Annotated in this window: 30 protein-coding genes and 1 pseudogene; 20 read left to right on the top strand and 11 right to left on the bottom strand. The window is 64.8% G+C overall.

The genetic code is table 11. The features are described 5' to 3' along the window. The 4 genes from HCZ97_RS19160 to HCZ97_RS19175 all read right to left on the bottom strand — a co-directional run. Nucleotides 1-495 (bottom strand): CoA-binding protein (locus HCZ97_RS19160; protein WP_175581787.1); only part of this gene is annotated, 495 nt, incomplete at its 3' end. Next, the gene (locus HCZ97_RS19165; protein ID WP_167690717.1) at nucleotides 482-1,291 is read right to left on the bottom strand and encodes an enoyl-CoA hydratase/isomerase family protein; all 810 of its coding nucleotides are present in this window, start codon (nucleotides 1,289-1,291) and stop codon (nucleotides 482-484) included. The genes HCZ97_RS19160 and HCZ97_RS19165, both read right to left, overlap by 14 nt. Before the next feature lie 111 nt (nucleotides 1,292-1,402). Then, entirely contained in the window at nucleotides 1,403-2,317 is a 915-nt protein-coding gene (locus HCZ97_RS19170; protein WP_167690718.1) for a pseudouridine-5'-phosphate glycosidase, read from the bottom strand. Then, a complete protein-coding gene (locus HCZ97_RS19175) occupies nucleotides 2,314-3,471 on the bottom strand; it encodes a carbohydrate kinase (protein ID WP_167690719.1) in 1,158 nt (385 codons plus the stop codon). Before HCZ97_RS19175 ends, HCZ97_RS19170 begins: the two co-directional genes overlap by 4 nt. A gap of 161 nt (nucleotides 3,472-3,632) precedes the next feature. Here HCZ97_RS19175 and HCZ97_RS19180 point away from each other — a divergent pair, with 161 nt between their 5' ends. From HCZ97_RS19180 to HCZ97_RS19200, 5 genes are all read left to right on the top strand, one after another. Further along, nucleotides 3,633-4,577, top strand: a complete 945-nt coding sequence (locus tag HCZ97_RS19180) for an isopenicillin N synthase family oxygenase (RefSeq protein ID WP_217701830.1) — start codon at nucleotides 3,633-3,635, stop codon at nucleotides 4,575-4,577. Nucleotides 4,578-4,696: 119 nt separating this feature from the next. Then, nucleotides 4,697-5,728, top strand: coding sequence for an ABC transporter substrate-binding protein (locus HCZ97_RS19185; RefSeq protein ID WP_167690721.1), 1,032 nt, complete (start codon nucleotides 4,697-4,699; stop codon nucleotides 5,726-5,728). An 89-nt stretch (nucleotides 5,729-5,817) separates the two neighbouring features. After that, nucleotides 5,818-6,864, top strand: coding sequence for an ABC transporter ATP-binding protein (locus HCZ97_RS19190; protein WP_167690722.1), 1,047 nt, complete (start codon nucleotides 5,818-5,820; stop codon nucleotides 6,862-6,864). 1 nt (nucleotide 6,865) lies between these two features. Next, complete coding sequence (locus HCZ97_RS19195) at nucleotides 6,866-7,705, top strand: ABC transporter permease (RefSeq protein WP_167690723.1); 840 nt, start codon at nucleotides 6,866-6,868, stop codon at nucleotides 7,703-7,705. Between the two features lie 2 nt (nucleotides 7,706-7,707). Continuing rightward, nucleotides 7,708-8,490, top strand: a complete 783-nt coding sequence (locus HCZ97_RS19200; RefSeq protein ID WP_167690724.1) for an ABC transporter permease — start codon at nucleotides 7,708-7,710, stop codon at nucleotides 8,488-8,490. 90 nt (nucleotides 8,491-8,580) lie between these two features. Here the strand turns inward: HCZ97_RS19200 and HCZ97_RS19205 are convergent, their stop codons facing one another. Continuing rightward, complete coding sequence (locus HCZ97_RS19205; protein WP_167690725.1) at nucleotides 8,581-9,543, bottom strand: acetyl-CoA carboxylase carboxyltransferase subunit alpha; 963 nt, start codon at nucleotides 9,541-9,543, stop codon at nucleotides 8,581-8,583. Nucleotides 9,544-9,660: 117 nt separating this feature from the next. Here HCZ97_RS19205 and HCZ97_RS19210 point away from each other — a divergent pair, with 117 nt between their 5' ends. Beyond that, nucleotides 9,661-10,515, top strand: a complete 855-nt coding sequence (locus HCZ97_RS19210; RefSeq protein WP_167690726.1) for a GyrI-like domain-containing protein — start codon at nucleotides 9,661-9,663, stop codon at nucleotides 10,513-10,515. Between the two features lie 9 nt (nucleotides 10,516-10,524). Here the strand turns inward: HCZ97_RS19210 and HCZ97_RS19215 are convergent, their stop codons facing one another. Beyond that, a complete protein-coding gene (locus HCZ97_RS19215) occupies nucleotides 10,525-11,121 on the bottom strand; it encodes a LysE family translocator (protein ID WP_167690727.1) in 597 nt (198 codons plus the stop codon). Nucleotides 11,122-11,215: 94 nt separating this feature from the next. Here HCZ97_RS19215 and HCZ97_RS19220 point away from each other — a divergent pair, with 94 nt between their 5' ends. Further along, nucleotides 11,216-11,668 (top strand): Lrp/AsnC family transcriptional regulator, encoded by a 453-nt coding sequence (locus HCZ97_RS19220; protein WP_167690728.1) that lies wholly within the window; start codon nucleotides 11,216-11,218, stop codon nucleotides 11,666-11,668. Here HCZ97_RS19220 and HCZ97_RS19225 read toward each other — a convergent pair. Next, nucleotides 11,665-12,237, bottom strand: coding sequence for a hypothetical protein (locus HCZ97_RS19225; protein ID WP_167690729.1), 573 nt, complete (start codon nucleotides 12,235-12,237; stop codon nucleotides 11,665-11,667). The genes HCZ97_RS19220 and HCZ97_RS19225 overlap by 4 nt on opposite strands. A gap of 277 nt (nucleotides 12,238-12,514) precedes the next feature. Then, nucleotides 12,515-13,477, bottom strand: coding sequence for an L-malyl-CoA/beta-methylmalyl-CoA lyase (locus tag HCZ97_RS19230; RefSeq protein ID WP_167690730.1), 963 nt, complete (start codon nucleotides 13,475-13,477; stop codon nucleotides 12,515-12,517). A 241-nt stretch (nucleotides 13,478-13,718) separates the two neighbouring features. On the opposite strand from HCZ97_RS19230, the gene dgcN reads away from it, so the two are divergent. The 3 genes from dgcN to HCZ97_RS19245 all read left to right on the top strand — a co-directional run bounded on the left by dgcN (nucleotide 13,719) and on the right by HCZ97_RS19245 (nucleotide 17,000). Continuing rightward, nucleotides 13,719-14,723, top strand: coding sequence for an N-acetyltransferase DgcN (dgcN, locus tag HCZ97_RS19235; RefSeq protein ID WP_167690731.1), 1,005 nt, complete (start codon nucleotides 13,719-13,721; stop codon nucleotides 14,721-14,723). A gap of 83 nt (nucleotides 14,724-14,806) precedes the next feature. Then, entirely contained in the window at nucleotides 14,807-15,772 is a 966-nt protein-coding gene (gene dgcA, locus HCZ97_RS19240; RefSeq protein ID WP_167690732.1) for an N-acetyl-D-Glu racemase DgcA, read from the top strand. A 367-nt stretch (nucleotides 15,773-16,139) separates the two neighbouring features. Next, nucleotides 16,140-17,000: a D-amino-acid transaminase gene (locus HCZ97_RS19245; protein ID WP_167690733.1), complete on the top strand. Its 861-nt coding sequence runs from the start codon at nucleotides 16,140-16,142 to the stop codon at nucleotides 16,998-17,000. A gap of 77 nt (nucleotides 17,001-17,077) precedes the next feature. Here HCZ97_RS19245 and HCZ97_RS19250 read toward each other — a convergent pair whose 3' ends face one another. From HCZ97_RS19250 to HCZ97_RS19260, 3 genes and pseudogenes are all read right to left on the bottom strand, one after another. Continuing rightward, complete coding sequence (locus tag HCZ97_RS19250) at nucleotides 17,078-17,401, bottom strand: DUF1244 domain-containing protein (RefSeq protein WP_167690734.1); 324 nt, start codon at nucleotides 17,399-17,401, stop codon at nucleotides 17,078-17,080. Nucleotides 17,402-17,423: 22 nt separating this feature from the next. Further along, the gene (locus tag HCZ97_RS19255) at nucleotides 17,424-17,819 is read right to left on the bottom strand and encodes a Rap1a/Tai family immunity protein (protein ID WP_167690735.1); all 396 of its coding nucleotides are present in this window, start codon (nucleotides 17,817-17,819) and stop codon (nucleotides 17,424-17,426) included. Nucleotides 17,820-17,906: 87 nt separating this feature from the next. Further along, nucleotides 17,907-18,647 (bottom strand): annotated as a pseudogene (locus HCZ97_RS19260) (N-formylglutamate amidohydrolase). A gap of 117 nt (nucleotides 18,648-18,764) precedes the next feature. Here HCZ97_RS19260 and pyk point away from each other — a divergent pair. From pyk to ytpR, 10 genes are all read left to right on the top strand, one after another. After that, nucleotides 18,765-20,219 (top strand): pyruvate kinase, encoded by a 1,455-nt coding sequence (pyk, locus tag HCZ97_RS19265; RefSeq protein ID WP_167690736.1) that lies wholly within the window; start codon nucleotides 18,765-18,767, stop codon nucleotides 20,217-20,219. 82 nt (nucleotides 20,220-20,301) lie between these two features. After that, entirely contained in the window at nucleotides 20,302-20,541 is a 240-nt protein-coding gene (locus HCZ97_RS19270; protein ID WP_167690737.1) for a hypothetical protein, read from the top strand. 157 nt (nucleotides 20,542-20,698) lie between these two features. After that, the gene (gene rpmI, locus HCZ97_RS19275) at nucleotides 20,699-20,899 is read left to right on the top strand and encodes a 50S ribosomal protein L35 (RefSeq protein WP_167690738.1); all 201 of its coding nucleotides are present in this window, start codon (nucleotides 20,699-20,701) and stop codon (nucleotides 20,897-20,899) included. Nucleotides 20,900-20,910: 11 nt separating this feature from the next. Further along, a complete protein-coding gene (gene rplT / locus HCZ97_RS19280; RefSeq protein ID WP_167690739.1) occupies nucleotides 20,911-21,276 on the top strand; it encodes a 50S ribosomal protein L20 in 366 nt (121 codons plus the stop codon). A 265-nt stretch (nucleotides 21,277-21,541) separates the two neighbouring features. Continuing rightward, nucleotides 21,542-22,606 (top strand): phenylalanine--tRNA ligase subunit alpha, encoded by a 1,065-nt coding sequence (pheS, locus tag HCZ97_RS19285; protein ID WP_167690740.1) that lies wholly within the window; start codon nucleotides 21,542-21,544, stop codon nucleotides 22,604-22,606. A gap of 46 nt (nucleotides 22,607-22,652) precedes the next feature. Next, nucleotides 22,653-23,036, top strand: a complete 384-nt coding sequence (locus HCZ97_RS19290) for a hypothetical protein (protein ID WP_217701832.1) — start codon at nucleotides 22,653-22,655, stop codon at nucleotides 23,034-23,036. A 471-nt stretch (nucleotides 23,037-23,507) separates the two neighbouring features. Next, entirely contained in the window at nucleotides 23,508-23,900 is a 393-nt protein-coding gene (locus HCZ97_RS19295; RefSeq protein WP_167690742.1) for an ASCH domain-containing protein, read from the top strand. Beyond that, entirely contained in the window at nucleotides 23,897-24,178 is a 282-nt protein-coding gene (locus tag HCZ97_RS19300; protein ID WP_167690743.1) for a YrhK family protein, read from the top strand. The genes HCZ97_RS19295 and HCZ97_RS19300 overlap by 4 nt, the downstream gene beginning before the upstream one ends. A 60-nt stretch (nucleotides 24,179-24,238) precedes the next feature. Continuing rightward, the gene (locus HCZ97_RS19305; RefSeq protein ID WP_167690744.1) at nucleotides 24,239-24,715 is read left to right on the top strand and encodes a cupin domain-containing protein; all 477 of its coding nucleotides are present in this window, start codon (nucleotides 24,239-24,241) and stop codon (nucleotides 24,713-24,715) included. Continuing rightward, a partial coding sequence (ytpR, locus tag HCZ97_RS19310) for a YtpR family tRNA-binding protein (protein WP_167690745.1) occupies nucleotides 24,712-25,612 on the top strand: 901 nt, incomplete at its 3' end. The genes HCZ97_RS19305 and ytpR, both read left to right, overlap by 4 nt.

Here is a 25,612-nt window from a genome sequence, read left to right on the forward strand (position 1 = left end):
GGTGCCGCGCGGCAGATCGGGCGAAATGGTCGAGGAATAAAGCGCCGCACCGCTGTCGCAGGCGACAAGGCCAAGGCAGTTCGGCCCGCAGACCGCCATGCCGTAGCGGCGGGCGATCTCGGCCACCCGGGCCTCCAGCGCGGCGCCCTCGGGACCGCTTTCGCCAAAGCCTGAGGCCAGGATGACGGCGCCGCGGGCGCCCATCCCTCCGGCCTCCTCCAGCGTCTCGGGGACCAGTTCGGCGCGCAGACCGATGACGACGCAATCGGGCGTGGCATCCATGGCAGACAGCGTGGGGAAGGCCTTCAGGCCGAAGACGTTCTCTGCCTTCGTATGCACCGGGATCACGCGGCCCGCGAAACCGAAGCGGGCCAGGTTCTTCATCACGTAGCCCGCAGAATTGCCGTCCCGCTCTGACGCGCCCACCACCGCGATGGTGGCGGGCGCGAAAAGGGCGGAGAGGTCCGCCCTGGCTCGGGGCTCAGTCGAGGCCACGGAAGGGCCCGTCGCGGTATTCCAGGTATTCCTTCAGCGTCATCTTGGCGAGCTTGCGCATCCATTCCTCGCCCTCGTCGGTCACGTGCAGACCGGCGATGGAGGTGATGTTGTAGTCGAACGAGGCCTGAAGACCGGCCACCATCTGTTGGTTGTTGATCGACTTCTTGGTGTATTTCAGCGCGGGCGTCGGCATCCGGGCCATCTTGCGCGCCAGGTTTTCGGCCCGCAGGGTCAGCTCCTCCGCCGGCACGACCTTGTTCACCAGCCGCATCTTGTCGGCTTCCTGGGCGTCGATGATGTCACCGGTGAACATCAGGTAGCGCACGTCGCGGGTGTGCAGCAGCCAGGGCATCATCAGCGCGGGCGGGCCGGAGTTGTGGCGCACCTCGGGCTCACCGAACTTGGCGTCATCGGCGGCGATGGCCAGGTCGCAGGACATCATCAGCTCCAGCGCGCCGGCCAGGCAGTAGCCATTGACGGCCGCGATGACGGGGATCGGCGCCTTCCAGATGTTCAGCAGCGCGGCGGCGTTCTCGGTCATGTCCTCGACCCAGAAGTCGAAATCGACGACGAAATCACCGCCCTGAAGGTCATATCCCGAGGAAAACGCGCGGCCCGCGCCGGTGATGATCAGGGCGTTGACCTCCGGGTCCGCGATGGCCTCCGCCAGGGCAGCGTCGATCTCGCGGATGCAGTCCTTGTTCATCGCGTTCAGCTTGTCGGGCCGGTTCAGCGTGATCGTGGCGAACTTGTCGTCGGGATCCTTGGTATAGAGGATCGTTTCGTAACTCATGGGATAACTCCTGTCGGGATGGCCCTTTGGACCTTTCATTGCGATTTTTTTGGGGCCGGAAGGGGCCCGGAACGGAAACGGGCGGCAGGTCGCCCCGCCGCCCGTCCCGGATCACTTGGCCGCCATGGCGACGGCGATGTCTGCCGCCAGGCGTGCATTGTTGCGCACAAGCGAGATATTGGCCTTCAGGCTGCGGCCCTCGCTCTTCTCGACGATGCGGGCCAGCAGGAAGGGGGTCAGGTCTTTGCGGGTGACGCCCTGGGCGTCGGCGGCGGCGATGGCCTCGTCGATGATGCCGTCGATCTCTGCGGGCGCCAGGGCGTCCTCTTCGGGGACCGGGTTGGCGATCAGCACGCCGGTGCCGGTGCCCAGGGCATCATGGGTGTCGATGGCGGCTGCCAGCTCGGCAGCCGTGTCCAGGCGGTGATCGGCGGGATAGCCGCTTTCGCGGGCGAAGAAGGCGGGGAAGGCATCGGTGCCAAAGGCGATGACGGGCACGCGGTTGGTTTCCAGCACTTCCAGCGTCTTGGGGATGTCGAGGATCGACTTCACCCCGGCGCAGACCACCGTCACTGGGGTGGCGCCCAGCTCGGTCAGGTCGGCGGAAACGTCCCAGCTGTGTTCGGCGCCGCGATGCACGCCGCCGACGCCGCCGGTGGCGAAGACGCGGATGCCGGCCAGCGCGGCCAGGCGCATGGTGGCCGAAACCGTGGTGCCGGCAGAGGCCTTGCGCACCATGGCGACGGCAAGGTCACGGCCAGAGGCCTTTACGCAGTCGGTGTCCTGGGCCAGCGCGTCCAGCTCGGCCTCGGTCAGGCCGATCTTGATCTCGCCCTTCACCACGGCGATCGTCGCCGGGATGGCACCGCGCGCGCGGATCTCGCCCTCGACCGCCAGGGCGGTTTCAAGGTTGGCCGGATAGGGCATGCCGTGGGTGATGATGGTGGATTCCAGCGCCACAACGGGGGCGCCATTGGTCAGGGCTTCGGCGACCTCGGGGGTGAAGGTCAGCATGTCGGGGGTCATTCTGCGGATACTCCGGTATCTGGGGAGGAAGCGGGATAGGGGGAAAGATCAGGCAGGCGATAGCGATGCTGATCCAGGAAGCTTTCGCTGAGGTCGGCGCGCACGGTGGTGGCGGTTTCGACGGTCAGCGCCGCCAGAAGCGCACCCGTGCGGGCGGCCTCCGGCAGGGGGGCGCCAGAAAGGATGGCGTGCAGCGTGCCGGCGATCATTGCGTCGCCCGCCCCGGTCACCTCGACCGGATGGGAGGGGACGGCAGAGACATGGGTGACGCCGGTGGCATCTGCCACGCAAAGCCCCTCGGTGCCGGCGGTGACCACGGCGCTTTCCGCGCCGCGGTCGCGCAGGGCGGCGGCGGCCTGGGCCGCACCGTCGCGCGTGGCGGGGTAGCTGCCTGAAAGATAGCCGTTCGCCTCGTCCAGGTTCATGAACAGCAGGCCGACCCCCGTAAGGTCACGGGGCAGGCGGCGCGCCTTGTGGGTGGAAACCGGGTCGATCGCCAGCATGTAACGGGCCCCGCGGCTGCGTTCGATCAGGGTGCTGATCGTCTCCATCGGCGGGTTGCAGTCCGAAAAGAGCAGCGTCGCGCTGGTCAGATGCGCACGCGCACGCTCCAGCCGGTCCGGGGTCAGCTCTTCAAAGATCTCCATGTCCGCAATGCCCAGGTCCAGGTTTCCCCCGGGCGAGAGGATGGCGCAATATTCGGCGGTCGAGCGATGCGCGGACATGGCCACCTGGCTGACATCCACACCGCGATCGCGCAGATGGCCCAACAGGTTGCGGCCCGTCTCATCGTCGCCGACGACGGACATGAAGCTGGTGTCATGTCCCAGAAGGGTCAGGTTTTCCAGTACGTTGCGCGCAACCCCTCCGTAGGAGTGAAAGCCCGTCGCGGGGTTCGACGTGCCCCGCACCAGCGGCTGAGAGGCGCGGAACTTCCGGTCCAGGACGGCGCCCCCCAGGCAGACCACGCGCTTGGGCGCAGGCAGCACGTAGCCCCGGCCCAGGATGTAGCCCTTGCGCGTCAGCGACACGATATGCGCCGCCACCGTGGAGCGGGCGATGTTCATCTGGTCCGCAGTCTCTTGCTGTCCGGCGAAGGGGTTCTGCGTGATGTACTTGAGAATTGCCGCCTCAAGAGGCGAAAGGTCATCCATGGCGATTTTTCCTTGAGGCCTCCTTTATTTCTCTAGACAACATCTGTTTTGGTCGTCAACAGTTGTTTTGTTGCGTAACGTAAACTTGGCCGGGGGCCTTTTTTACGGGCGCAGAAGGCGCCCCGTCCTGAAGGGCTGCCGACAGGATGAGGAGAATTCCCATGGCTGCCGACACGATTGACATGATCCCGGTTGTCGACATTTCCGATTTCATCGCGGGGGGTGCCGGCGCGTCCGGCGTGGTCGAAAAGATACGCTCTGCGGCAACGGAAAGCGGCTTTTTCCTGGTGACGGGACACGGCGTCGATCCTGCCGTGACCAAGCGCCTCTATGATCTGGCCTATGCCTTCTTCGATGAGCCGCAGGACTGGAAGGCCGGCATCGGGCGTGAGCGCGACCTTGACGGCGGACTGGCCTTCGCCCCGATGAAGGAAGAGGCGCTGGCTGGCACGCTGGGGCTGAAGACACCCGGTGACTTGAAGGAAAGCCTGAATTTCGGACCCCGCCTGGCGGGCGGCGCCTGGCCGGATCGCCCCGAGGGACTGGAGGCGGCCTTCCGCGACTACTTCACGGAGATGGAGGTCCTGGCCGGCCACCTGCGCCGGATCTTCTGCAGCGCAATCGGGCTGGCCCCGGATTTCTTCGAGAAGGACTTTGAAAACCACCTCTCGGCGCTGCGGGTCATCAATTACCCCGAACAGAGCGAACCGCCCGAAGAGGGCCAGCTGCGCGCGGGCGAACATACCGATTACGGCTTCATGACCATCCTGCGCTCGGAGGCCAGCGCGGGCGGGCTCCAGGTGCGCCGCCGCGACGGCGTCTGGCTGGATGCGCCCAATATCGAAGGGGCCTATGTGGTCAACATCGGCGATGCCTTCATGCGCTGGTCCAATGACGAATGGGTCAGCACCCCGCACCGCGTGGCCAACCCGCCCTCGGGCTTCCATGGCACGGCGCGGCGCCAGTCGATCCCCTTCTTCCTGAACCCTTCGGCGGAGACGATGATCGAATGCCTGCCGCCCTTTGCCGGTGAGGGGGCGAAGTACGATCCCATCAGTTTCGCCGATTACATCGCGCTGAAGACAAGCCAGGCCTTCGGCGGCTGAGCACGTTCCGGGCCCCTCGGGGCCCGTCAGGGGAGTGCCGTCAGCGGCGATCCCTTTCGGCACCGGGCAAAAGATCCGGGCCGTTTCTGTCCATCGCGACATTCAACACGGAGAAGAAGATGACCCTTACCAGACGGCAAACCCTTGGTGGCATAAGCGCCCTTGGCCTCAGCGCCTTCCTGCCCCGCTATGCCTATTCCCAGAACAGCGAAACCCTGGTCGTCCCCACCCTGGGCGGCGTCTGGGAGCAGTTCTGGCGCGAGAACATCGCCCCCGCCTTTACCGAGGCGACCGGCGCCAACGTGACGCTGGATGTCGGCAACGGCCGCGTCTTCGGTGCCAACCTGCGCGCCGCCGGCGTGGAAGAGCCGCCCTATTCCATCGTCATGACGAACGAGGTCTACGCCCAGGCCCTGCGCAAGGAAGGCTTCTTCGAAAAGCTCGACCTTGAGAAGATCCCGAATTACGCCGATCTCTACCCGATCGCCAAGACAGCCGAAGGCTATGGTATCGTGGGCACCTATTCCCCGATCGGCATCGGCTACCGCACGGACATGGTCCCGGCGCCCTCTGCCTGGAAGGACCTGTGGAACGATGACTACAAGGGGCTGATCGGCCTCTACAACTTTGCCAACTCTGCCGGCAAGATGACCCTGTTGCTGGCCTCCAAGATCTTCGGTGAAGACCAGTACGACAGTGACGCGGGCTTCAAGGCGCTGGCGGACCTGGGCCAGGTCATCCAGGTGGATTTCAACCTGTCCACCGCCATGGCCAGCGGAGAGATCGCCATCGCGCCCTTCGACTTCGCAGAGATCGTGCGCCTGAAGAAACAGGGCCTGCCGGTGGATTACGTGATCCCCGAAGAAGGCGTGATCGCCTTCGATCAGACGATGAACATCCTGGCCAACGCCCCAAACAAGGACCTGGCCTATGCCTACATCAATTTCCTGATCTCGCCAGAGATCCAGGAAATGCTGATGAAGCAGTTCTACACCTCTCCCACCAACTCCAAGGTCATCGTGCCCGAAGAGCTGACGCCCGAGGTGCCGATTTCCGGCGAAGCGATGTCCGAGATCCTGCAATGGGACTGGGCCTACGTGAACGAGAACCAGTCGGCGCTGTCCGAACGCTGGGCCAAGGAAGTCGGCTGAGGCCGCTCCCGACAGATTGGTAACATTGCGACGGGGCCGCCAGTGCGCGGCCCTGTCCGCCCAATGGTGCGAACAGGACTGCGAAGAATATGACCGAAGTTAGGTTGAACCGGCTCACCAAGATCTACGCGGGCGGGAAACCGGCGGTAGATGCGATTTCCCTCGATATTCCCACGGGGCAGTTCGTCTCTCTCCTTGGGCCCTCGGGCTGCGGCAAGACGACGACCCTCAAGATGCTGGCTGGCTTCGAGGACGTGACCAGCGGCGATATCACCTTTGACGGGCAGGACGTGGTGCGCGTCCCGGCCGAGGATCGCGATATCGGCATGGTGTTCCAGAACTATGCGCTGTTTCCGCATATGACCGTGCATCAGAACCTGGCCTTCGGGCTGGAGATGCGCAAGATCGCCAGGCCAGAGATCCAGCGCCGCGTGCAGGCCACGCTGGAGATGGTGCAGCTCGATCACCTGGCAGACCGCTACCCGGCGCAGCTTTCAGGCGGGCAACAGCAGCGCGTCGCCATCGGCCGGGCCCTCACGATCGAGCCGCGCATCCTGCTTTTGGACGAACCGCTTGCCAACCTCGATGCCAAGCTGCGCGAGGAAATGCGCGTCTTCATCCGGGATCTGCAAAAGCGTGTCGGAATCACCACGATCTACGTCACCCACGACCAGGCAGAGGCGATGACCATGTCCGATATCGTGGTGGTCATGTTCGACGGCCATATCGCCCAGGCCGGCGCCCCGCGTGACATCTACGAGACCCCGAAGACCGCTAAGGTCGCGGGTTTTGTCGGCCAGGTGAACCTGATTGAGGCCCATGTGGATCCCGATCACCCCGGCCATGCCGCCACCCCCTTCGGCCCCGTGCCGGTCACCGCGCCGGGCGTGGGCGAAACCGTGACCCTGGCCCTGCGCCCCGAGGCCATCGACATCGCCCCCGCAGGCGCCCCGGGCACCCCGGCGACCATCGAACGGGTGCAGTATTCCGGCGCCATCGTCGACTACACCCTGCGCTTTGCCGACGGCACGGCGATGGAGGTGAAGACGATCCCGCGCCATCCCTTCGCCATTGGCGACGCAGTCAGCCTCTCGGTGGACCTGGCGCGCTTCCGCCAGCTGGAACGGGAGTATTGAGATGACGCAGCGCAAGACCTTCCTGCTGCTGCTGCCCGCCGGTGTCCTTCTGGTCGTCTTCCTGGCGATCCCCTATGTCAGCGTCTTCATTTCGGCCTTCCGGGTGCCGGGACAGGGCACGCCCTACGGGGATGGCTACACCCTTGCCAACTTCACCCGCATCCTGGGCGATTGGTTCTATCTGGGGCAGGCCGTGAACACGATGCTGATCGGGGCGGTGACCACGCTGGCCACGTTGGTGATCGGCCTGCCGGTGGCCTTCCAGCTGGCCCGGCCCGACCTGAAGCTGCGTGGGCTGTTCTACGGGATCGTGCTGTCGCCGCTGCTGGTGGGGATCGTGATCCGCTCCTATGGCTGGACCATCCTGCTGGGCAACAACGGCGTCATCAACCGCACCCTGCGCGGTTGGGGCTGGATCGATGGGCCGCTGCCGCTGATGTACAACACGCTGGGCATCGTCATCGCGCTGACCCATGTCTTCCTGCCCTTCATGATCCTGCCGATCATGGCGGCCGTGCAGGGCATCGATCCCTCCGTTGCCTCTGCCGCCCGTTCGCTGGGCGCGCGCCGTCCCACGGTGATCCGCCGGGTGCTGCTACCCCTGGCCATGCCGGGCATCCAGTCGGGCTGCATCCTGGTCTTCGTGCTGGCGCTCTCCTCTTACGTGACGCCGGCGCTGATCGGCGGGCTGCGGGTCAAGACCACCGCCGTCACCGTCGTGGATGCGATGATCGACACCTTCCAGTGGCCCTTCGGCGCGGCGCTCGCGCTGACGCTCTCCGTCCTTGGAGGGGCCTCCGTGCTGATCTTCGCCCGCCTCACCCGCATGAAGTGGAAATGACCATGGGCCGCAACATCCTCAACATCTACTGCCTGGCCGTCTATGCCTTCCTGCTGGCGCCGATCTTCGTGGTCGTCGGGGCCTCCTTCAACGCGGGGGAATTCCTGACCTTCCCGCCGCAGGGGCTGTCCCTGCGCTGGTATTTCACCTTCTTCGAGAACGAGGTCTTCCTGCGCGCCATCGGCACATCGCTGTGGATCGCGGCGGTGGCCACGGTCTTTTCCGTCGTCATCGGGACCATGGCGGCGATCTACTACGTGAACTTCGCGGGCCGCTACAAGGAAGCGGTGCGGGTGGCTGCCCTGTCGCCGCTCCTGCTGCCGGAGATTCTGACAGCCATCGCGCTGCTCTTCTTCCTCTATGACATCGGCATCGGCACGAAGACCATGTTCGGGCTGCTGGTCGGCCACGTTCTGATGACGCTGCCCTTTGTCTTCATGAACGTCTCCGCCTCGCTGGAATCCTATGACACGGATTGGTCCATGGCGGCCCGCTCGCTTGGCGCGCGCCCCTGGACGCGGTTCCGCCGGATCATGCTGCCGCTGATCAAGCCGGGGATGATCGGCGGCGCGCTGTTCAGCTTCGTCATCAGCTTCGATATCTTCACGATCTCGCTGCTGCTGAAATCCATCGGCACGGCGACCCTGCCGATCCAGCTCTTCGACTACCTCAAGACCAACTACACGCCAGAGGCCGCTGCCGTCTCCACCCTGTCGATCGTGGCGACGATCACCGTGGTCGTCATCGTGGAAAAGGTCATCGGGCTGAAGATGCACAAGTTCTGAACGACAGCAGCCGGAAAAGCAAAAAGGCCGAAGCATCGCTTCGGCCTTTGTCTGGTCTCTGGACCCCGCACAAAGGCAGGGCTTTCTGGATCAGGCCGCCAGGCCCTTCGATCCGATATCCAGGAATTTCTTGCGGCGCGCGGCGATCAGCTGTTTCCGGTCTTGTCCGTCCATCTCTTCCAGCATGGTGGTCAGCGACTTGCCGACCGATGCCATGGCGACCTTGGCCGCACGATGGGCGCCGCCCAGCGGCTCTGCGATGATCCGGTCGATCACGCCCAGGGCGTAAAGGTCCTGCGCCGTCACGCGCATGGCCTCGGCGGCTTCGCGCATCTTCTCCGCGTTCTTCCACAGGATGGAGGCACAGCCCTCGGGCGAGATCACGGAGTAGACGGAATGCTCCAGCATCGCGACCTTGTTGGCCGCCGCGATCGCAACCGCGCCACCTGACCCGCCCTCGCCGATGACGACAGAGATCATGGGAACGCCGATCTGCAGGCATTTCTCGGTCGAGCGCGCGATGGCCTCGGACTGGCCGCGCTCTTCCGCGCCCTTGCCGGGATAGGCCCCGGCGGTATCCACCAGCGTGATGACCGGCAGGTTGAACCGGTCCGCGATGTCCATCAGGCGGATCGCCTTGCGGTAGCCCTCGGGGCGCGCCATGCCGAAGTTGCGCTCAAGCCGCGACTTGGTGTCATTGCCCTTCTCATGGCCGATCACCATGACCGGGCGATCGCCCAGCCGGGCCAGCCCGCCCATCACGGCGTGGTCGTCGGCAAAGTTCCGGTCCCCGGCCAGCGGAGTGTACTCGGTGAACAATGCCTCGATGTAATCCTGGCAATGGGGGCGGTCGGGGTGCCGCGCCACCTGGCATTTCCGCCAGGGCGTCAGCTTGGCGTAGAGATCTTTCAGCATCTCCGCGGCCTTCTTGTCGAGCGCCGCCGCCTCGTCTTCGATATCCATCTCCTCGTTCTGTCGCGCCATGGCGCGCAGTTCTTCGGCCTTGCCTTCAATCTCGGCCAGGGGACGTTCGAAATCGAGATAATTGGTCATCAGGGACTCCCGCTACGATTGGGCGTTATATGAAGGTGACGGGCCGCGGATGCAATAAGGCAAGATTTGCCGGGCCCAAAGATGGCAAGGATTGGGCGCAAAAGGGGGAGGAAGGGGATGAAAGGGCCCTATGAGGCACGCTTGGCGCGCGTCTACGATCACATCCTGTCCCACCCGGACGGGGATCTCTCTCCAGAGGCGCTGGCCAGGGTCGCGGGGATGGGCCGGTGTCACTGGGACCGCGTCTTCGGCGCCATGACGGGCGAAACCAGCGCCCAGGCGGTGCGGCGGCTCAGGATGCACCTGGCGGCCTGCTGGCTGGTGCAGGGCACCCGCCCCCTGGCGGAGATCGCGCAAGAGGTCGGCTATCCCGATCCCGAGCGTTTCCTGCGCGCCTTTTTCGCGCAATATGGCTTCAGCCCGGCCCAGTTTCGCATGGCCCCGCCATTCCGCCCCCTTGTCCGCCATCCCCGCAAAACCCTCAGTCAGGATCCCGCCGCCATGTATGATGTCACTCTTGTCCAATGCCCCACCCGCCGCCTGGCCGGCCTTGCCCACAGGGGCAGCTATATGCAGATCAACCAGGCCTTTGCCCGGGTTTCGACGATCCTGGGAGAGCATCAGCTTTTCCCGACGGCGGGGCCCATGGTCGGGATCTTCTACGATGCGCCCGGCTCCGTCCCAGAGGCGGACCTGCGCAGTTTCGCCGCCTTTGAACTGCCAGCCGAAACGCCTTTGCCCGCGGGGCTTGAAGAACGCGCGTTGCCGGCGGGCCAAGAGGCCCTGTTGTTGTTCAAGGGTTCCTACACCGGCCTGCCACAGGCCTATGACCATCTCTTCGGAACCTGGTTGCCGGCCTCCGGGCGCGAACCCAATGAGGCACCGTCGTATGAGGTCTACCTCAATTCGCCCCTCGATACCGCGCCGGACCAGCTGCTGACAGAGATTCACCTGCCGCTGAAACCCGCCTGAGGGCCAGCTTCAGTTCAGGAAGACCGGATAGAGCGACAGCACCAGCAGGATGGCCATGGTCCAGTTGAAGGCCCGCAGACGCGCCGGGTTGCGCAGCAGGCGCTGGACCTGCTGGCCCACGACCACCCAAAGGCTCAGGCAGGGCAGGCAGACGGCGGCGAAACAGGCGGCAATGATCGCCACGCTCAGAACGGCGCGATCCGGGGCGTAAAGCGTGATGGCCGTCAGCGCCATGCTCCAGGCCTTGGGGTTCACCCACTGGAAGCCCGCCGCCTGAAGGAAGCTGATCGGGCGAGCGCCCTCCTGCGCGGCGCCTTTGGGCGGGGCGGCATTGGCGACCTTCCAGGCGAGGTACAGCAGGTAGACCACGCAGCCCAGGGTCAGGGCGGTGCGCACCGCCGGGAAGACCTCGAAGACCTGCATCATCCCAAGGCCGACCAGCAGGACCATCACCCCGAAGCCCAGGGCGATGCCGACCATGTGCGGCAGGGTGCGCCGGTAGCCGAAGTTCACACCAGAGGCCATGACCATCAGGTTGTTCGGCCCCGGCGTGATCGTGGACACCAGGCAAAAGGCCATCAGGGCGGTGAGAACGGAAAACGGCATCAGGGCTCCAATCGGTCGCTAGATCGCAACCTTATGCGACCAAACGTGGCCAGTTGTTGCAATTTCGTGGGGCAGGCGACAGAGTTTGCAACAAATGCCCAAGATTGATGCCATCAACCAGAAGATATTGCGCGAGCTGTCGCGCAACGGCCGGATCTCGAATCTCGACCTGGCCGAACGGGCCGGCCTGTCGCCCTCTGCCTGCCTGCGCCGCGTGCAGGAGCTTGAGCGCAGCGGCGTGATACGTGGCTACCGCGCCGTCATGGATCCGGAGGCCATGGGGCAGGGCTTCCTGGCCTATGTCTCCGTCGGGCTCAGCGAACATACGAAGGCGGCGCAGCTGGGCTTTGAAAAGGCGATGTCCCAGGCGCCCGAGGTCCGCGAATGCCACAATATCACCGGCTCACGCGAATACCTGCTGCGGGTCGAGGTGGCGGACCTTGCCGCCTACAAGCGCTTCCATACGGATGTGCTGGGCACCCTGCCGCAGGTGAATGCCCTGACCACCTACGTGGTCATGGGCACGCCGAAGGATGAAAGGACCTAACCGCAGTAGCCGGCCTGTTCGCCGATGGCCGCGCCGGCCCCGGTCAGATCCACCGGCAGGCTCTGCCCCTGGATGTTCAGCCAGTTACCCCGGCGCAGCACGGTCAGGAAGTCGCTCTCTGCCTTGGCGCTGGGGAATTGTACCCGGTAGGAATGGAAGGTGCCTTTCAGGATCTGCGTATCCTCTGTCGGACCAGTGTAATCCAGCAGGTAGGCGCCCTGCAGATCGTCGATCTGGAACACCGCCCGGGCCACGTAGGGCTTGTCCCCGCGCGGGGTCCGGCCTTCGACGGCGGGCAGTTTTTCCGGGAAGGAAACGCGGACAGAGCGTGTCCCGTTCGGTTCACAGCGAATCGAGAAATACTCGCCCTTCGCGGCGCGCTCCTGGGTCAGGTAGCTCAGCAGGCCGTTCTTGTCGGCTTCCTTGCTCTGGAACCAGCTTCCGTTGAAGACCTTGGCGATTTCGTTTTCCACGGTCTGCTGCGCGGTGGCGGGCAGGGCCAGACCAAGCAGCATCGCAAGGCCAAGGGCGGGACGGGTCAGGGGTGTGCTCAGGGGGGCAAGACGCATGACGGGGCAGTTCTCCGGGTCGCGTGGGCATTTGTTTCAAGGGGAAACTGGCGCGTTTGCCGGATATTGCCAAGGGCTTCGGCGGGGTTTTGCCTCGCCGCGCGGCAATGCGCCTGCGCAGGGTGGGGCAAGGGCGCCTTCAAACCATGGGGCAGGACGAAACGTATCCGTATGGCGCGATTGCGGCGCGCGCAGTCCTGACCGGAATGGGGGACGTAAAAAAGCGCCCGCGAGTCCTCCTCACGCGGGCGCTTTGCCGAACGTGCCAGCGTGGTTTTCACACACCCGTGGCGATCAGCTCGGCCTGTTTCACGACAACTTGTGCCTGCTTTATCGATGCAATGTCAACTAGTCTTCCCTTGTATACCGTCGCGCCGGCACCGCTGGCCTGGGCATCTTCCATCGCCTGCAGGATGGCGCGGGCCTCTGCCACGGCCTCTTCGGACGGCGTGAAGACCTCGTTCGCCAGGGCGATCTGCTTGGGGTGGATGGCCCATTTCCCGACCATGCCCAGCACGGCGGACCGGTGCGCCTGCGCGCGGTAGCCGTCATCGTCAGAGAAGTCGCCGAAAGGCCCGTCCACCGGCAGAAGCCCGTGGGTGCGGCAGGCGGCGACGATGGCGGTTTGCGCCCAATGCCATGGATCTGGCCAGTATTTCTGCCCCTCACGCAACATGTAGTAGTTTTCCTGGGTGCCGCCGATGCCGGTGGTCTGCATCCCCATGGAGGCCGCGAAATCTGCTGCGCCCAGGCTCATGGCCTGCATCCGGGGTGAGGCCGCCGCTATCTCTTCCACGTGGCACAGGCCCGCGGCACTTTCGATGATGACCTCGAAGCCGATGCGCTTGCTGCGCCCCCGGGCGGCCTCGATGGCGGTGACCAGCGCGTCCACCGCGTAGATATCCGCCGCGCAGCCGACCTTGGGAATCATGATCTGGTCCAGCCGATCAGAGCAGTTTTCCAGAAGGTCGACCACGTCGCGGTACCACCAGGGCGTATCCAGAGAGTTGATTCGCACCGACAGCGTCTTGGCGCCCCAGTCATGGGCACCGATCGCCTCGATCACGTTGGCGCGTGCCGTGGCCTTGTCTTCCGGCGCAACCGAATCCTCCAGGTCAAGGTTGATCACATCGGCAGCCGAGGCCGCCATCTTCGCGAAGAGATTCGTGTTGGAGCCCGGACCAAAGAGCTGGCAGCGGTTCGGACGGGCCGGGGGCTGAGGCTGGATCTGGAAGGACATGGGGTCTCCGGGTAATGAAGTTGCGCTAGATTGCGGTATTATTGTTATGAAGTTGCGCGCTGGTTCGCAAGTCGTTTTTGCGCTGCAGCATCCCTGTTGCGGGGCAGCGAAAGGATCTTCGAAAAGGCGCGCTGAAATTCGAGGAACCTCCCCCAAATCAACCTGGCGGCGCGCAATTCGCAAGCACCTTGATGCAAGGTCGTTGCATTGTGGAAAAAACCATTCATGGGAGTGAACCTACATGATCGAGACCCCCTATCTGCTCTTCCTCGGCGATGCACCGGACCCTCTGGCGGCCAAGGTTGCCCAGGGGATCAAGGACTGGCGCCCGGACAATTGCGTCGGCCAGTTCCGCATGGACGGCTGCAAGGCGGACATGAAACTGCCCGACATGACCCTGGCAGAGGCCAAGGCGGCCGGCGCCAAGACCCTGGTGATCGGCGTGGCCAACCGGGGCGGGATGATTTCCCAAGCCTGGAAGAAGGTGCTGATCGAGGCGCTGGAAGAAGGCTTCGACATTGCCTCCGGCCTGCACAACCTGCTGCGCAACGAAGCGGACCTGAAGGCCGTGGCCGAATCCACCGGCCGCACCCTGCATGACGTGCGCATTCCCTCCGTCCAGTACCCGATCGCCAATGGCAAGAAACGGACCGGCAAGCGCTGCCTGGCCGTGGGCACCGATTGCTCTGTCGGCAAGATGTACACCGCGCTCTGCATGGACAAGGAAATGAAGGAACGCGGGCTGAAATCCAGCTTCCGCGCCACCGGCCAGACCGGGATCCTGATCACCGGTGACGGCGTGCCGCTGGACGCGGTGATCGCGGACTTCATGGCCGGCTCCATCGAGTACCTGACGCCCGACAATGACGACGACCACTGGGACATGATCGAAGGGCAGGGCAGTCTGTTCCACGCCTCCTACTCCGGCGTGACCATGGCCCTGGTGCACGGCGGCCAGCCGGATGCGCTGGTGATCTGCCATGAGCCGACCCGCGATCACATGCGCGGCCTGCCGGAATACAAGCTGCCCTCGCTCCAGCAGGTGCAGGACGTGGCGATGACCCTGGCCTCCTGGGTGAACCCCGACGTCAAGGTCGTGGGGATCTCCGTCAACACCCAGCACATGTCCGAAGAGGAGGCGCGCGCCTACCTTGCAAAGGTCGAGGAAGAGATGGGCCTGCCCGCCACCGACCCCTACCGCTATGGCGCGGATAAGCTGGTCGACGCGCTGGTCGCGCTCGGCTGACCACCCTTGATGTCCCGCCCGGGGGCCGGCCTTTCGCAGGCCTCCGGCGGGAGTTTTCTGGCAAGAAGAAAGGAGCGGTCCCGATGAAGATCGAGGTGACGCGCGATGTCTTTCCGCTGGCGCAGGTGTTCCGGATCAGCCGGGGCGCGCGGACCGAGGCCGAGGTCCTGACCGTCACGCTGAGCGATGGTGACCACGTAGGCCGGGGCGAATGCGTGCCTTATGCCCGCTACAACGAGACCCTGGCTTCCGTCGAGGCCGAGATTGCCGCCCTGCCGCGCGACATCACGCGCAAGGGCCTGCAGGAGCTCATGGAGGCGGGCGCGGCGCGCAATGCCGTGGATTGCGCCCTGTGGGATCTGGAGGCGAAGAAGGCGGGCAAACGGGTCTGGGAACTGGCCGGTCTGCCGGCGCCCAAGCCCGAGGTAACCGCCTATACGCTGTCGCTCGACGAGCCCGCTGCCATGCAGGCCCAGGCAGAGAAGAACGCCTGGCGGCCGCTGCTGAAGATCAAGCTTGGCACGCCGGATGACATGCCCCGGCTTGAGGCCGTGCGCCGCGGGGCGCCGAATTCCAGGATTATCATCGATGCCAACGAAGGCTGGTCGGCCGAGGTCTATGCCGATCTGTCCTCGCACCTGGTGCGGCTTGGCGTGGCGCTGGTGGAGCAGCCCCTTCCGGCGGGTCTGGACGATGCGCTGATCGGCCTGGACCGTCCGGTGCCCGTCTGTGCCGACGAAAGCTGCCATGACCGTGCCAGCCTGCCCGACCTGAAGGGCAAGTACGACGTGGTGAACATCAAGCTGGACAAGACCGGCGGCCTGACCGAGGCCCTGGCCCTGCGCGAGGCCGCCCTGGCCGAGGGGTATGACATCATGGTCGGCTGCATGGTGGGGTCCTCCCTGGCCATGGCGCCGGCGGTGCTGGTGGCCCAGGGCGGGCTGATCACCGACCTCGATGGCCCGCTTCTGTTGGCCGAGGACCGCGATCATGCGCTGACCTTCGACGAATCGGGCGTGCACCCCGCCGAACCGGCTCTTTGGGGGTGAGCCCCGGTCCGGACCGCAACGCGGTCCGGTGAACCGTCCAGTGGACGGTTCAAGGGGCGAACGGGCGGAGCCCCGGCAATGCCGCGGTTCAGCGCAACGCCCGGCAAGGGCTGGAGCCCCGGCAAGTCCGCGGTCCGGCGCATCGCCGGGAGGACGGGCCGAGGAGCGCACCGACTATGACCGGGCAGCTCTGGCGCCCGGCAAGGGCTCCGGCGCGTGGCGTTGACAGGCATGTCGGCACGGGTATTGATCGCGCCGAGGCGGCAGGGCCGGATCATGCCTTGCGGCAGAGGCCGCGCTTGGCGCGGCGCGATGACAGGCGGAAAACTGGGTTTTGCAGGATGCAAACGAGCAAAGGAGCAGCGGTATGAGAACCGTCTACGTAAACGGGGAGTATCTCCCGGAAAATGAAGCCAAGGTCTCGATCTTCGACCGCGGTTTCCTGATGGCCGATGGCGTCTACGAGGTGACCAGCGTGCTGGGCGGCAAGCTGATCGATTTCGACGGTCACGCGGTGCGGCTGGAACGCTCCCTGAAAGAGCTGGACATGGCGCCGGCCTGCACCAAGGAAGAGCTTCTGGCGATACACCGCGAGCTGGTCGCCAAAAACGAGATCACCGATGGCCTCGTCTACCTGCAGATTACCCGCGGCGCGCCGGGCGACCGGGATTTCGCCTTCCCGGATCCCGACACCACGCCCTCCACCATCGTGCTCTTCACCCAGAGCAAGCCGGGCCTGGCCAACAGCCCCGCTGCGAAGGTCGGCATGAAGGTGATCTCGATCCCCGATATCCGCTGGCACCGCCGCGACATCAAGACCGTGCAGCTGCTCTACCCCTCCATGGGCAAGATGATGGCCAAGAAGGCCGGCTGCGACGATGCCTGGATGATCGAGGACGGCTTCGTGACCGAGGGCACCTCGAACAACGCCTATATCGTCAAGAACGGCAAGATCATCACGCGTGAGCTTTCCAACGACATCCTGCACGGGATCACCCGCGCCGCCGTGCTGCGCTTCGCCAAGGAAGCCCAGATGGAAGTGGAGGAACGCAACTTCACCATCGAGGAAGCGAAAGAGGCCGATGAAGCCTTCGTCACCTCCGCCTCTTCCTTCGTCATGCCGGTGGTGGAAATCGACGGCGTGACGCTGGGCGATGGCACGCCGGGCAGCGTGGCCCCGCGCCTGCGGGAAATCTACCTGGAAGAAAGCCTGAAGAAGGCGATCTGAGCCCCTTGGGCAGACCGGAATTGCAAAAGGCCCGGGGCGCGATCCCCGGGCCTTTTCTTTCACTGGCGCGTCGCCGGTTATTTCTTGCTGTCCTTGTCCAGAACGTTTTCCTTGAAGGATGTCTCGAAGCTGGCCTTCTGGCTGTCCGTGGCCTCTGTCTGGTGCATGGCCTTCCAGTCCTCGAAGGGCATGCCGTAGAAGATCTCGCGCGCTTCGTCCTTGCCGATCTCGATGCCGCGCTCCGCGGCGGCCTCGCCGTACCAGCGGCTCAGGCAATTGCGGCAGAAACCGGCCAGGTTCATCAGGTCGATGTTCTGAACCTCGGGGCGGTCCTCCAGCAGGTGCTGGCGCAACCGGCGAAAGGCGGCGGCTTCCAGTTCGATGCGGGTCTGCTCATCCATGGCGGCTCTTCCTTATCTTGGGTCAGTTGCAGGGATACTTGGAGATCAGCGCATCCGACACCAGCGCGGCCGCCGGCAGCCTGGCGGCCTCGGGCTTGCCGGCCGCAAAGTCGATGACCACGCCGGGCAGGGTGTTGATGTCCGTGCCTGTGGGCAGGCAATAGCCTAGGGTTGCGGGGATCCGGCGCTGGATCGCGGGGGCCTCGGGCGTGCTGTCCTCTTCAACCGAGAGGGCCCGGCTGACGCCCAGGCCGGAGCCTTCGATGATCCCGATCAGGTAGCCGATGCAGAACCCCCGGGATCCGGCATCCGCACTGGTGCACAGGTCAAGGAATTGCTGGCCGGGGAATTGCTGTGCCTGGGCCGGGGCGGCGGCGCTCAGCAGCAGGGCCATCGGCGCGAACGCCATTCTCTTCATTGGGGAAGCTCCAGTGTGTCTCTTGGCGGCGTGGGAGTGTCGCGGCCACCCTAGGCGGGGCACTTCCCAGCGACAAGGCGAAGCCCATCACAGCTGCGTTTCAGCCAGGACCTCGCTCAGGATCGGGGCCAGGCGCGCCGCCCAGGCCTGCTGGTCGGGCGCATCCCGGATCAGGTCGTTGCGCAGCTCCACCAGGGCGTTGGGGCGGCCATGAAGGATGGCATGGCGTTCCACCGCATCGCCCGGCAGATGGCCGCCGTAGGGTTCGTTCGCGCCGATGCACAGGTCCGGCTCCTGCTCCAGCCGGGTGATCAGCGGGCGGGTCAGGCGTTCATCCGCGGCATAGAGGATCCCCACCTGCCAGGGCCGGGGCGGGCGCCCCTTGAGCTGCGGGGTGAAGGAATGGATCGACAGAAGCACCGTATCGGCGCGCCGGGCGGCCAGCGCGGCCAGGGCCGCGTGATAGGGGCGGTAGCAGTGCTCCAGCCGCTCTTCCAGCTCCGCCGGGCCGGCGTGGCGGTTGCCGGGGGTAATGGTGCCGTCCTAGAGCTTCATCAGAAGCGTCGGATCGTCTTCGCCCCGGTTCGGATCGATCACCAGCCGCGAGAAATTGGACAGGATGACGGGGCTGTCCAGCGCCTCTCCCAGGGCGCGGGCCACGCCGGCAGCGCCTATATCATAGGCGATATGCCGGCCCATCTCGCTTTCCGGCAGCCCCAGGCTGCCACCCTGCACGAAATCGGGCACCGTATTGGCAGCATGGTCACAGGTCACAAGCCATCTGCCGGCCCGCTCTTCCCCGATGATCTGATAGGGGCGATAAGTCATCAAGATGTCATCTCCTTGGATCAAGGCTTGGCATTGGCATCGGTGACACAGCGCAATAGGATGCATGTGAACGCTAACATCCGGCCCAAACGGGCGCGATAGCAGGGGATGACCTTAATGATACGCAAGCGCAATACCAAAATCGTCGCCACTCTGGGGCCCTCGTCCTCTGATTACGAGACGATCCGCGCGCTGCATGAAGCGGGCGCGGATGTGTTCCGGCTCAACATGTCTCATGGCTCTCATGACGAGATCCGCGAACGCCACCGCATCATCCGCCAGATCGAACGGGACCTCGATGGGACCATCGGCATCCTGGCCGACCTCCAGGGGCCGAAGCTGCGCGTCGGCACGTTCCGCAATGACGAGGGCGAGGATATCGCCGAAGGCGACAGCTTCCGGCTCGACCTCGACGATACGCCGGGTGACGCCACCCGCGTGAACCTGCCCCACCCTGAGATCTTCGCGGCGCTTGAGCCGGGATCGAGCCTGCTGGTCAACGACGGCAAGATCCGCCTTGAGGTCAAGGAATGCGGCGCCGATTTCGCCGATTGCGAAGTTACCGTCGGCGGGCGCATCTCCAACCGCAAGGGCGTGAACGTCCCGGACGTGGTGCTGCCGCTGGCCGCGCTTTCCGAAAAGGACCGCAAGGACCTGGAGTTCGTCTGCCAGCTGGGCGTCGACTGGGTCGCGCTCTCCTTCGTGCAGCGTCCCGAGGACATGCATGAAGCCCGCCGCCTGGTCGATGGCCGCGCCGCCGTTCTGGCCAAGATCGAAAAGCCCGCCGCGGTGAAGGCCTATGACGATATCCTCGCGGTGTCCGACGGCATCATGGTGGCCCGTGGCGACCTGGGCGTGGAAATGCCCGTGCACTCCGTGCCGCCAATCCAGAAGCGCCTGATCCGCAAGGCCCGTGCTGCGGCCAAGCCGGTGATCGTGGCGACCCAGATGCTCGAATCCATGATCGAAAGCCCGATGCCCACCCGGGCCGAGGTCTCGGACGTGGCGGCGGCCATCTACGAGGGCACCGATGCGGTGATGCTCTCGGCCGAAAGTGCCGCCGGCGCCTATCCGATCGAAGCCGTCACCACCATGGACAACGTTGCAATGTCGGCAGAGGGCGACCCCCTCTACCAGGAAGTCATGGAAGCTCAGCGTAGCTCCACCACCGGCGGCGGCTCCATCGCCGACGGCATCGTGGCCGCTGCGCGCGAGATCGCGGAAACCACCAATATCTCCGCCATCTGCTGCTTTACCCAGCAAGGCTCCACCGCGCTGCTGGTCTCCCGCGAACGGCCCAAGGTGCCGGTCCTGGCGCTGACCCACCTGCGCGGCACGGCCCGCAAGCTGACCCTGGCCTGGGGCGTGAACTGCCTGATGACCGGCGAACTGCATCGCTTCAAGCAGGCCGTTGTCAACGCCGCGCGCGGCGCGCGGGTCACCGGGCTGGCCACCGAAGCGGACCAGATCGTTGTCACCGCCGGCGTGCCCTTCAACCAGGCCGGCACCACGAACATCCTGCGCGTCGCCCCCTGTGACGAGCGTTTGATCTTCGCCGCCGATCCGGACTAGGTTCTCCCGAACACGCGGGGGGCGGGGCCGACAGGCCCGGCCCCCGGCAAAGCACGACAGCCAGCCAGGAAGGCCAGCCTGAATGAGCGCGCTTCATGACGGGATCTACGTGGCCGGCGCCCTGCTGGCGCTTTTCGCCATTCCGGGCCTCGTGACCGCCTTCGCGGATCGCCGGCCGCTGATCTACATGGCGGTTGCCGTGGTGCTGGGCCTGGCCGCGATGGGCTGGGTCTGGTGGCAGGATCCCGTGGCCTATGCGCCGCGCAACCTGCCCGATGCGGTCTTCCGCGTCCTCGGCGCCCTCCGGCAGGAATTCCGCTGAACCGCCGCCCTGCGCAAAACCCTTCTGTGCATGGTGAAAAGCGCCCCGCGGGGGCTTGCCAAAGCTGCGGATCCCTCCTATACGCCCCTTTCTGTTGCGCGGCCGGCGAATGAGGCATGCCGAGTCGCGTCTATTTCTCGAAAGACAGGAGACGAAAATGCCCAAGATGAAGACGAAATCGAGCTGCAAAAAGCGGTTCAAGGTTTCCGCCACCGGCAAGATCCTTGCTGGCCAGGCCGGCAAACGCCACGGGATGATCAAGCGGACGAACAAGTTCCTTCGCAACGCGCGTGGCACCACCACGCTGTCCAAGGCTGATGAGAAGATCATCAAGCCCATGATGCCCTACTCGCGCTAAGGAGATAGCACATGTCCCGCGTTAAAGGTGGTACCACAACCCACGCCCGCCACAAGAAGGTCCTCGACGCTGCGAAAGGCTATTACGGCCGTCGCAAGAACACCTACAAGGTGGCACGTCAGGCCGTCGACAAGGCCAACCAATACGCAACCCGTGACCGCAAGAACCGCAAGCGGAACTTCCGCGCCCTGTGGATCCAGCGGATCAACGCCGCCGTCCGGTCCCACGACGAAGCGCTGACCTACTCGCGTTTCATCAACGGCCTGACCCTGGCCGGCATCGAGGTTGACCGTAAGGTCCTCGCAGATCTCGCCGTGAACGAGCCCGAAGCCTTCGGTGCCATCGTCGAGAAAGCCAAGGGCGCCCTGGCTGCCTGAGCTTGAAGCTCTCGGTTGAAAATCAGTTGAAACCCCGTCGATCCGGCGGGGTTTTTTCATGCCCGCAGGACCCTTGTAAACGGACCCCGCGGCCCTGTCGCCGCGCCGCCCCGGCCCGCGCGGAACGGCGCAGCGGCTGCCGCGCGCCCGGCGCTTTCGCCCGCTTCGGCCACGCGCCACGGCGCAATCCCCGTCAAAGCCCCATGATCCTTGCATTCCGGGACCCTTGTGGTAACCCCAACGCCGTCTGCGAACGGAGGCGGCAATGGACGATCTGAAGGCAAAATACCTCTCGGCGATCGCTGGGGCGGGGGATGAATCCACCCTGGAAGAGCTGCGGCTGCAAGCCGTCGGCAAGAAGGGCGAGGTCAGCCTGAAGATGCGCGAGCTGGGCAAGATGACCCCGGAAGAGCGCCAGACCGCCGGCCCCGCGCTGAACGCCCTCAAGGACGAGATCAACTCGGCCCTCGCCGCGAAGAAGGTCGCCCTGGCCGATGCCGCGCTGGATGAGCGCCTGCGCACCGAATGGCTGGATGTCACCCTGCCCACGCGGCCCACCCGCCAGGGCACCGTGCACCCGGTGTCCCAGGTCTGGGAAGAATGCACCGCGATCTTCGCGGACATGGGCTTTTCCGTTGCCGAAGGTCCGCAGGTCGAAAGCGACTGGTACAATTTCGACGCGCTGAACATCCCCGGCCACCATCCCGCGCGGGCAGAGATGGACACCTTCTACATGCACCGCGCCGAAGGGGACGACCGCGACCCCCACGTGCTGCGCACCCATACCTCTCCGGTGCAGATCCGCTCCATGCAGGAACACGGCGCGCCGATCCGCACGATTTCCCCGGGCCGTGTCTACCGCGCGGATTACGACCAGACCCATACGCCGATGTTCCACCAGATCGAGGGCCTGGCCATTGATCGCGACATCTCCATGGCGAACCTGAAATGGGTGCTGGAGGAGTTCTTCTCGGCCTATTTCGGCACCAAGGTGAAGACCCGTTTCCGCGCTTCCCACTTCCCCTTCACCGAACCCTCGGCCGAGGTCGACATCCAGTGTTCCTGGAAGGACGGCACCGTCGTGGTGGGCGAAGGCGACGACTGGCTCGAGGTCCTGGGCTCCGGCATGGTGCACCCGCATGTGCTGAAATCCGGCGGCGTGGATCCCTCTGAATGGCAGGGCTTTGCCTTCGGCATGGGGATCGACCGGATGGCGATGCTGAAATACGGCATCCCCGATTTGCGCGCCTTCTTCGATTCAGACCTGCGCTGGCTGAGGCACTACGGCTTCAGCGCCCTGCAGGTGCCGACTATTCGCGGCGGGGTGTGATTTGACGTTCAGCTTTCGCACCCGTCGGCTTGCAGATGCACTATCAGTGATCGCTGCCGGCGGATGGGAGGGGGTTCGTCATAATCATTCCGTCTCTGTCGTCTCAAACGAGCGTTTTGAAACTCCAAGACGCTCGTTTTCCTTTGTGAAGCCGAAGGCGTTCTCTGCGATTGAGTTTGGTGACTACGTAAACCTCGCCAAGATGGATGGCTTGGTCGAAGGTGACTCGGAAAACCCTCCGGGCGCCTATTCGGCAGAATGGGAAACAATCCGGCTGACATTGAAAGGCTGGCGTTTTCTGGAAGAGCAAGGTGGCTCATTCTGGAACACTGCTTTCCGTCAGGTTCTTCAGAACATCCCCACTATCATAGTGAGTGTTGCCGGCGCTCTCCTTGCGCGCTGGTTGCTTAAGTTAGTCGGATTGGTCTAATCCGCCGTACCTTGCTGAAATGGGTGCGTGCTATGCCAGACGCCAGCACCTGACCGCGGGTAGGGGCGAAGCCCCTGCCCTTGGGGGTGAGGCCCGTCTCGGAAACCGTCCGGGGGACGGTTTCAGGGCCGAACGCGCGCAGCGCCGGGGGCTGGCCGTGCCGCTTCGCGACACGGCCGTGCAGTTTGGCCCGCGTGCTACGGGACCCGCAGACATGCGCATGTCTGCGGTTTGCAACCGTCCCAAGCTTGGCCCGCCTGACCTGATGCACAGCGCACCACCCCGCGTCTGAGCGCACCGACCTGACCCGCCTCACGTCAAACCCGCCCGCCTGTCCCGGCGCTCCCTCCGGCAATCCCGCCCACCTTCCCGGCCACCTCCCAAGCCGCAAAACGCACCCCAGCCGGCGCCCGCCCTTGGCAGCCGGGGCCTGACGTGCAAGGCTCCCGCGCGGCCCGGCGGTAAGGCATCATGACCCAGAACCACTTTCATTTCGGCGATAATGAGCCCCTCTGCGAGGTGCTCCTTGCCCTTGGTTGCGCCGGAAAGAAGACCGCCACCTGCGACAGCCTGGCGTTCTACGAACAGGGCGGCGACCAGCTTCCCGAACCGGGGCGGCGCGACATCGTCACCCATTGGGACGGCACCCCCGCGCTTGAGATCGAGACGACGCAGGTCACCCTCTGCGCCTTCGACGAGGTGACAGAGGCCTTCGCCCTGGCGGAGGGAGAGAACGACGACCTTGCCGGTTGGCGCCGCGATCACGAGGCCTACTTCCGCCGCACGGGGGCATTTTCGCCCCGGATGACCCTGGTCTGCGAACGCTTCCGCGTGACCCGGGACCTCACGAAGGAGACAGAATGAAGTTATTTCGCCATGAAACCCGCCAGCGCACAGAGCGCACCAAGCGCACCTACGCCCTGTTCGAGATCGCCTATACCATCGTGGATTTCTCTGCGGCGCTCTGCTTCATCGTCGGCTCGATCTTCTTTTTCTACGACAGCCTGATGACCGCGGGCACCTGGCTTTTCCTCGTCGGCTCCGTCTTTTTTGCGGCCAAGCCCAGCATCCGCCTGGTGCGCGAGGTGAAGCTTTACCGGATGGGGGATGACGAAGACCTGGCCAAGCGCGCCCGCGGCTGAGGCCACCGGGATCACATCGACCGGGCCATCGGGGACCGGATCACACAGGACGGCCCTGCCATGACCTTTTCGACGAAGACGACCCTTTTTGCGAAAAAGACCCTGGCGGCCCTGCTGCTGCTCAGCCCCCTGGCCACGCCGCTCGCGGCCCAGGACTACCCGCCGCTGGACGTGCTGGTCTCAAGCTCCGAAACGGTGCTGGGCCAGCCCTTCGCCTACCCGGAAGGCACGGCGAAGATCACCAGCGCCATCGTCACCATGCAGCCCCGTCAAAGCACCGGCTGGCATGAACACGAGGTGCCGCTCTTTGCCTATATCCTGGAGGGCGAGATCACCGTGGATTACGGCCCCGAGGGCACCAGGCGCTACCGCGCGGGGGACTCCGTGATCGAAGCCTTCGGGTCCCGTCACAACGGGACCAACACCGGCACTGGAATCATGCGGCTGCTCGCTGTATTTGCTGGGTCCGACACGGCTCAGAACACGATTTCCGAGGACAAAGACGCCGACCCCGGCGGACAAGGACCAAAGCGATGAAATTCACCCTCTCCTGGCTCAAGGAACATCTTGATACCAACGCCTCCCTGGATGAGATCCTGGATGCGCTCACCGATCTCGGCCTCGAGGTCGAAGAGGTGACCGATCCGGCCGCCAAGCTGCGCGGCTTTACCATCGCCAAGGTCAAAGAGGCCGAACAGCACCCCGATGCGGACCGCCTGCGCGTCTGCAAGGTGGAAACCGATACCGGAGAGACCCAGATCGTCTGCGGCGCGCCCAATGCGCGGGCCGGCATCACGGTCGTGCTGGCGAAGCCGGGCATGTATATCCCCGGCCTCGACATCACCATCTCCGTCGGCAAGATCCGCGGCGTGGAAAGCCACGGCATGATGGCCTCCGAGAAGGAGCTGGAGCTTTCGGACGAACATAACGGCATCATCGAACTGCCCTCCGGCGAAGTGGGCCAGGATTTCGCCGACTGGCTGGCGGCCAACCGACCCGAGGCCGTGGACCCGGTGATCGAGATCGCGATCACCCCCAACCGCCCCGATGCGCTTGGCGTGCGCGGCGTGGCGCGTGACCTGGCCGCACGCGGCCTTGGCACGCTGAAGCCCCTGCCGGAGTACAAGCTGACCGAAGAAGGCGCCTGCCCGGTCTCCGTCACCATCGACGAGAGCGCCAAGGACGGCTGCCATGTCTTCGCCGGCCGCCTGATCAAGGGCGTGAAAAACGGCCCCAGCCCCGAATGGCTGCAACAGAAACTGAAGGCCATCGGCCTTCGCCCGATCTCGACCCTGGTCGATGTCACCAACCTTTTCACCTATGACCTGAACCGCCCGCTCCACGTCTTCGACGCGAACAAGGTCACCGGCGACCTCGTCGTCTCGCGCTCCAAGGGGGGCGAAGAGCTTCTGGCGCTGGACGAGAAAACCTACA

Source organism: Pseudooceanicola sp. HF7 (assembly GCF_011806405.1).
Classification (GTDB): domain Bacteria; phylum Pseudomonadota; class Alphaproteobacteria; order Rhodobacterales; family Rhodobacteraceae; genus Pseudooceanicola.

What these genes read in the sequence shown, in the direction of transcription:
- HCZ97_RS19175 (WP_167690719.1), bottom strand. Translation starts at nt 3,471, where the DNA reads ATGGATGACCTTTCGCCTCTTGAGGCGGCAATTCTCAAGTACATCACG.
- HCZ97_RS19300 (WP_167690743.1), top strand. Translation starts at nt 23,897, where the DNA reads ATGAAGTTATTTCGCCATGAAACCCGCCAGCGCACAGAGCGCACCAAG.
- HCZ97_RS19270 (WP_167690737.1), top strand. Translation starts at nt 20,302, where the DNA reads ATGAGCGCGCTTCATGACGGGATCTACGTGGCCGGCGCCCTGCTGGCG.
- HCZ97_RS19250 (WP_167690734.1), bottom strand. Translation starts at nt 17,401, where the DNA reads ATGGATGAGCAGACCCGCATCGAACTGGAAGCCGCCGCCTTTCGCCGG.
- HCZ97_RS19225 (WP_167690729.1), bottom strand. Translation starts at nt 12,237, where the DNA reads ATGCGTCTTGCCCCCCTGAGCACACCCCTGACCCGTCCCGCCCTTGGC.
- HCZ97_RS19195 (WP_167690723.1), top strand. Translation starts at nt 6,866, where the DNA reads ATGACGCAGCGCAAGACCTTCCTGCTGCTGCTGCCCGCCGGTGTCCTT.
- HCZ97_RS19245 (WP_167690733.1), top strand. Translation starts at nt 16,140, where the DNA reads ATGAGAACCGTCTACGTAAACGGGGAGTATCTCCCGGAAAATGAAGCC.
- HCZ97_RS19180 (WP_217701830.1), top strand. Translation starts at nt 3,633, where the DNA reads ATGGCTGCCGACACGATTGACATGATCCCGGTTGTCGACATTTCCGAT.
- rplT (WP_167690739.1), top strand. Translation starts at nt 20,911, where the DNA reads ATGTCCCGCGTTAAAGGTGGTACCACAACCCACGCCCGCCACAAGAAG.
- HCZ97_RS19200 (WP_167690724.1), top strand. Translation starts at nt 7,708, where the DNA reads ATGGGCCGCAACATCCTCAACATCTACTGCCTGGCCGTCTATGCCTTC.
- HCZ97_RS19210 (WP_167690726.1), top strand. Translation starts at nt 9,661, where the DNA reads ATGAAAGGGCCCTATGAGGCACGCTTGGCGCGCGTCTACGATCACATC.
- HCZ97_RS19305 (WP_167690744.1), top strand. Translation starts at nt 24,239, where the DNA reads ATGACCTTTTCGACGAAGACGACCCTTTTTGCGAAAAAGACCCTGGCG.
- HCZ97_RS19215 (WP_167690727.1), bottom strand. Translation starts at nt 11,121, where the DNA reads ATGCCGTTTTCCGTTCTCACCGCCCTGATGGCCTTTTGCCTGGTGTCC.
- HCZ97_RS19165 (WP_167690717.1), bottom strand. Translation starts at nt 1,291, where the DNA reads ATGAGTTACGAAACGATCCTCTATACCAAGGATCCCGACGACAAGTTC.
- HCZ97_RS19205 (WP_167690725.1), bottom strand. Translation starts at nt 9,543, where the DNA reads ATGACCAATTATCTCGATTTCGAACGTCCCCTGGCCGAGATTGAAGGC.
- HCZ97_RS19230 (WP_167690730.1), bottom strand. Translation starts at nt 13,477, where the DNA reads ATGTCCTTCCAGATCCAGCCTCAGCCCCCGGCCCGTCCGAACCGCTGC.
- HCZ97_RS19190 (WP_167690722.1), top strand. Translation starts at nt 5,818, where the DNA reads ATGACCGAAGTTAGGTTGAACCGGCTCACCAAGATCTACGCGGGCGGG.
- pheS (WP_167690740.1), top strand. Translation starts at nt 21,542, where the DNA reads ATGGACGATCTGAAGGCAAAATACCTCTCGGCGATCGCTGGGGCGGGG.
- dgcN (WP_167690731.1), top strand. Translation starts at nt 13,719, where the DNA reads ATGATCGAGACCCCCTATCTGCTCTTCCTCGGCGATGCACCGGACCCT.
- pyk (WP_167690736.1), top strand. Translation starts at nt 18,765, where the DNA reads ATGATACGCAAGCGCAATACCAAAATCGTCGCCACTCTGGGGCCCTCG.
- HCZ97_RS19185 (WP_167690721.1), top strand. Translation starts at nt 4,697, where the DNA reads ATGACCCTTACCAGACGGCAAACCCTTGGTGGCATAAGCGCCCTTGGC.
- rpmI (WP_167690738.1), top strand. Translation starts at nt 20,699, where the DNA reads ATGCCCAAGATGAAGACGAAATCGAGCTGCAAAAAGCGGTTCAAGGTT.
- HCZ97_RS19220 (WP_167690728.1), top strand. Translation starts at nt 11,216, where the DNA reads ATGCCCAAGATTGATGCCATCAACCAGAAGATATTGCGCGAGCTGTCG.
- HCZ97_RS19170 (WP_167690718.1), bottom strand. Translation starts at nt 2,317, where the DNA reads ATGACCCCCGACATGCTGACCTTCACCCCCGAGGTCGCCGAAGCCCTG.
- HCZ97_RS19255 (WP_167690735.1), bottom strand. Translation starts at nt 17,819, where the DNA reads ATGAAGAGAATGGCGTTCGCGCCGATGGCCCTGCTGCTGAGCGCCGCC.
- HCZ97_RS19295 (WP_167690742.1), top strand. Translation starts at nt 23,508, where the DNA reads ATGACCCAGAACCACTTTCATTTCGGCGATAATGAGCCCCTCTGCGAG.
- dgcA (WP_167690732.1), top strand. Translation starts at nt 14,807, where the DNA reads ATGAAGATCGAGGTGACGCGCGATGTCTTTCCGCTGGCGCAGGTGTTC.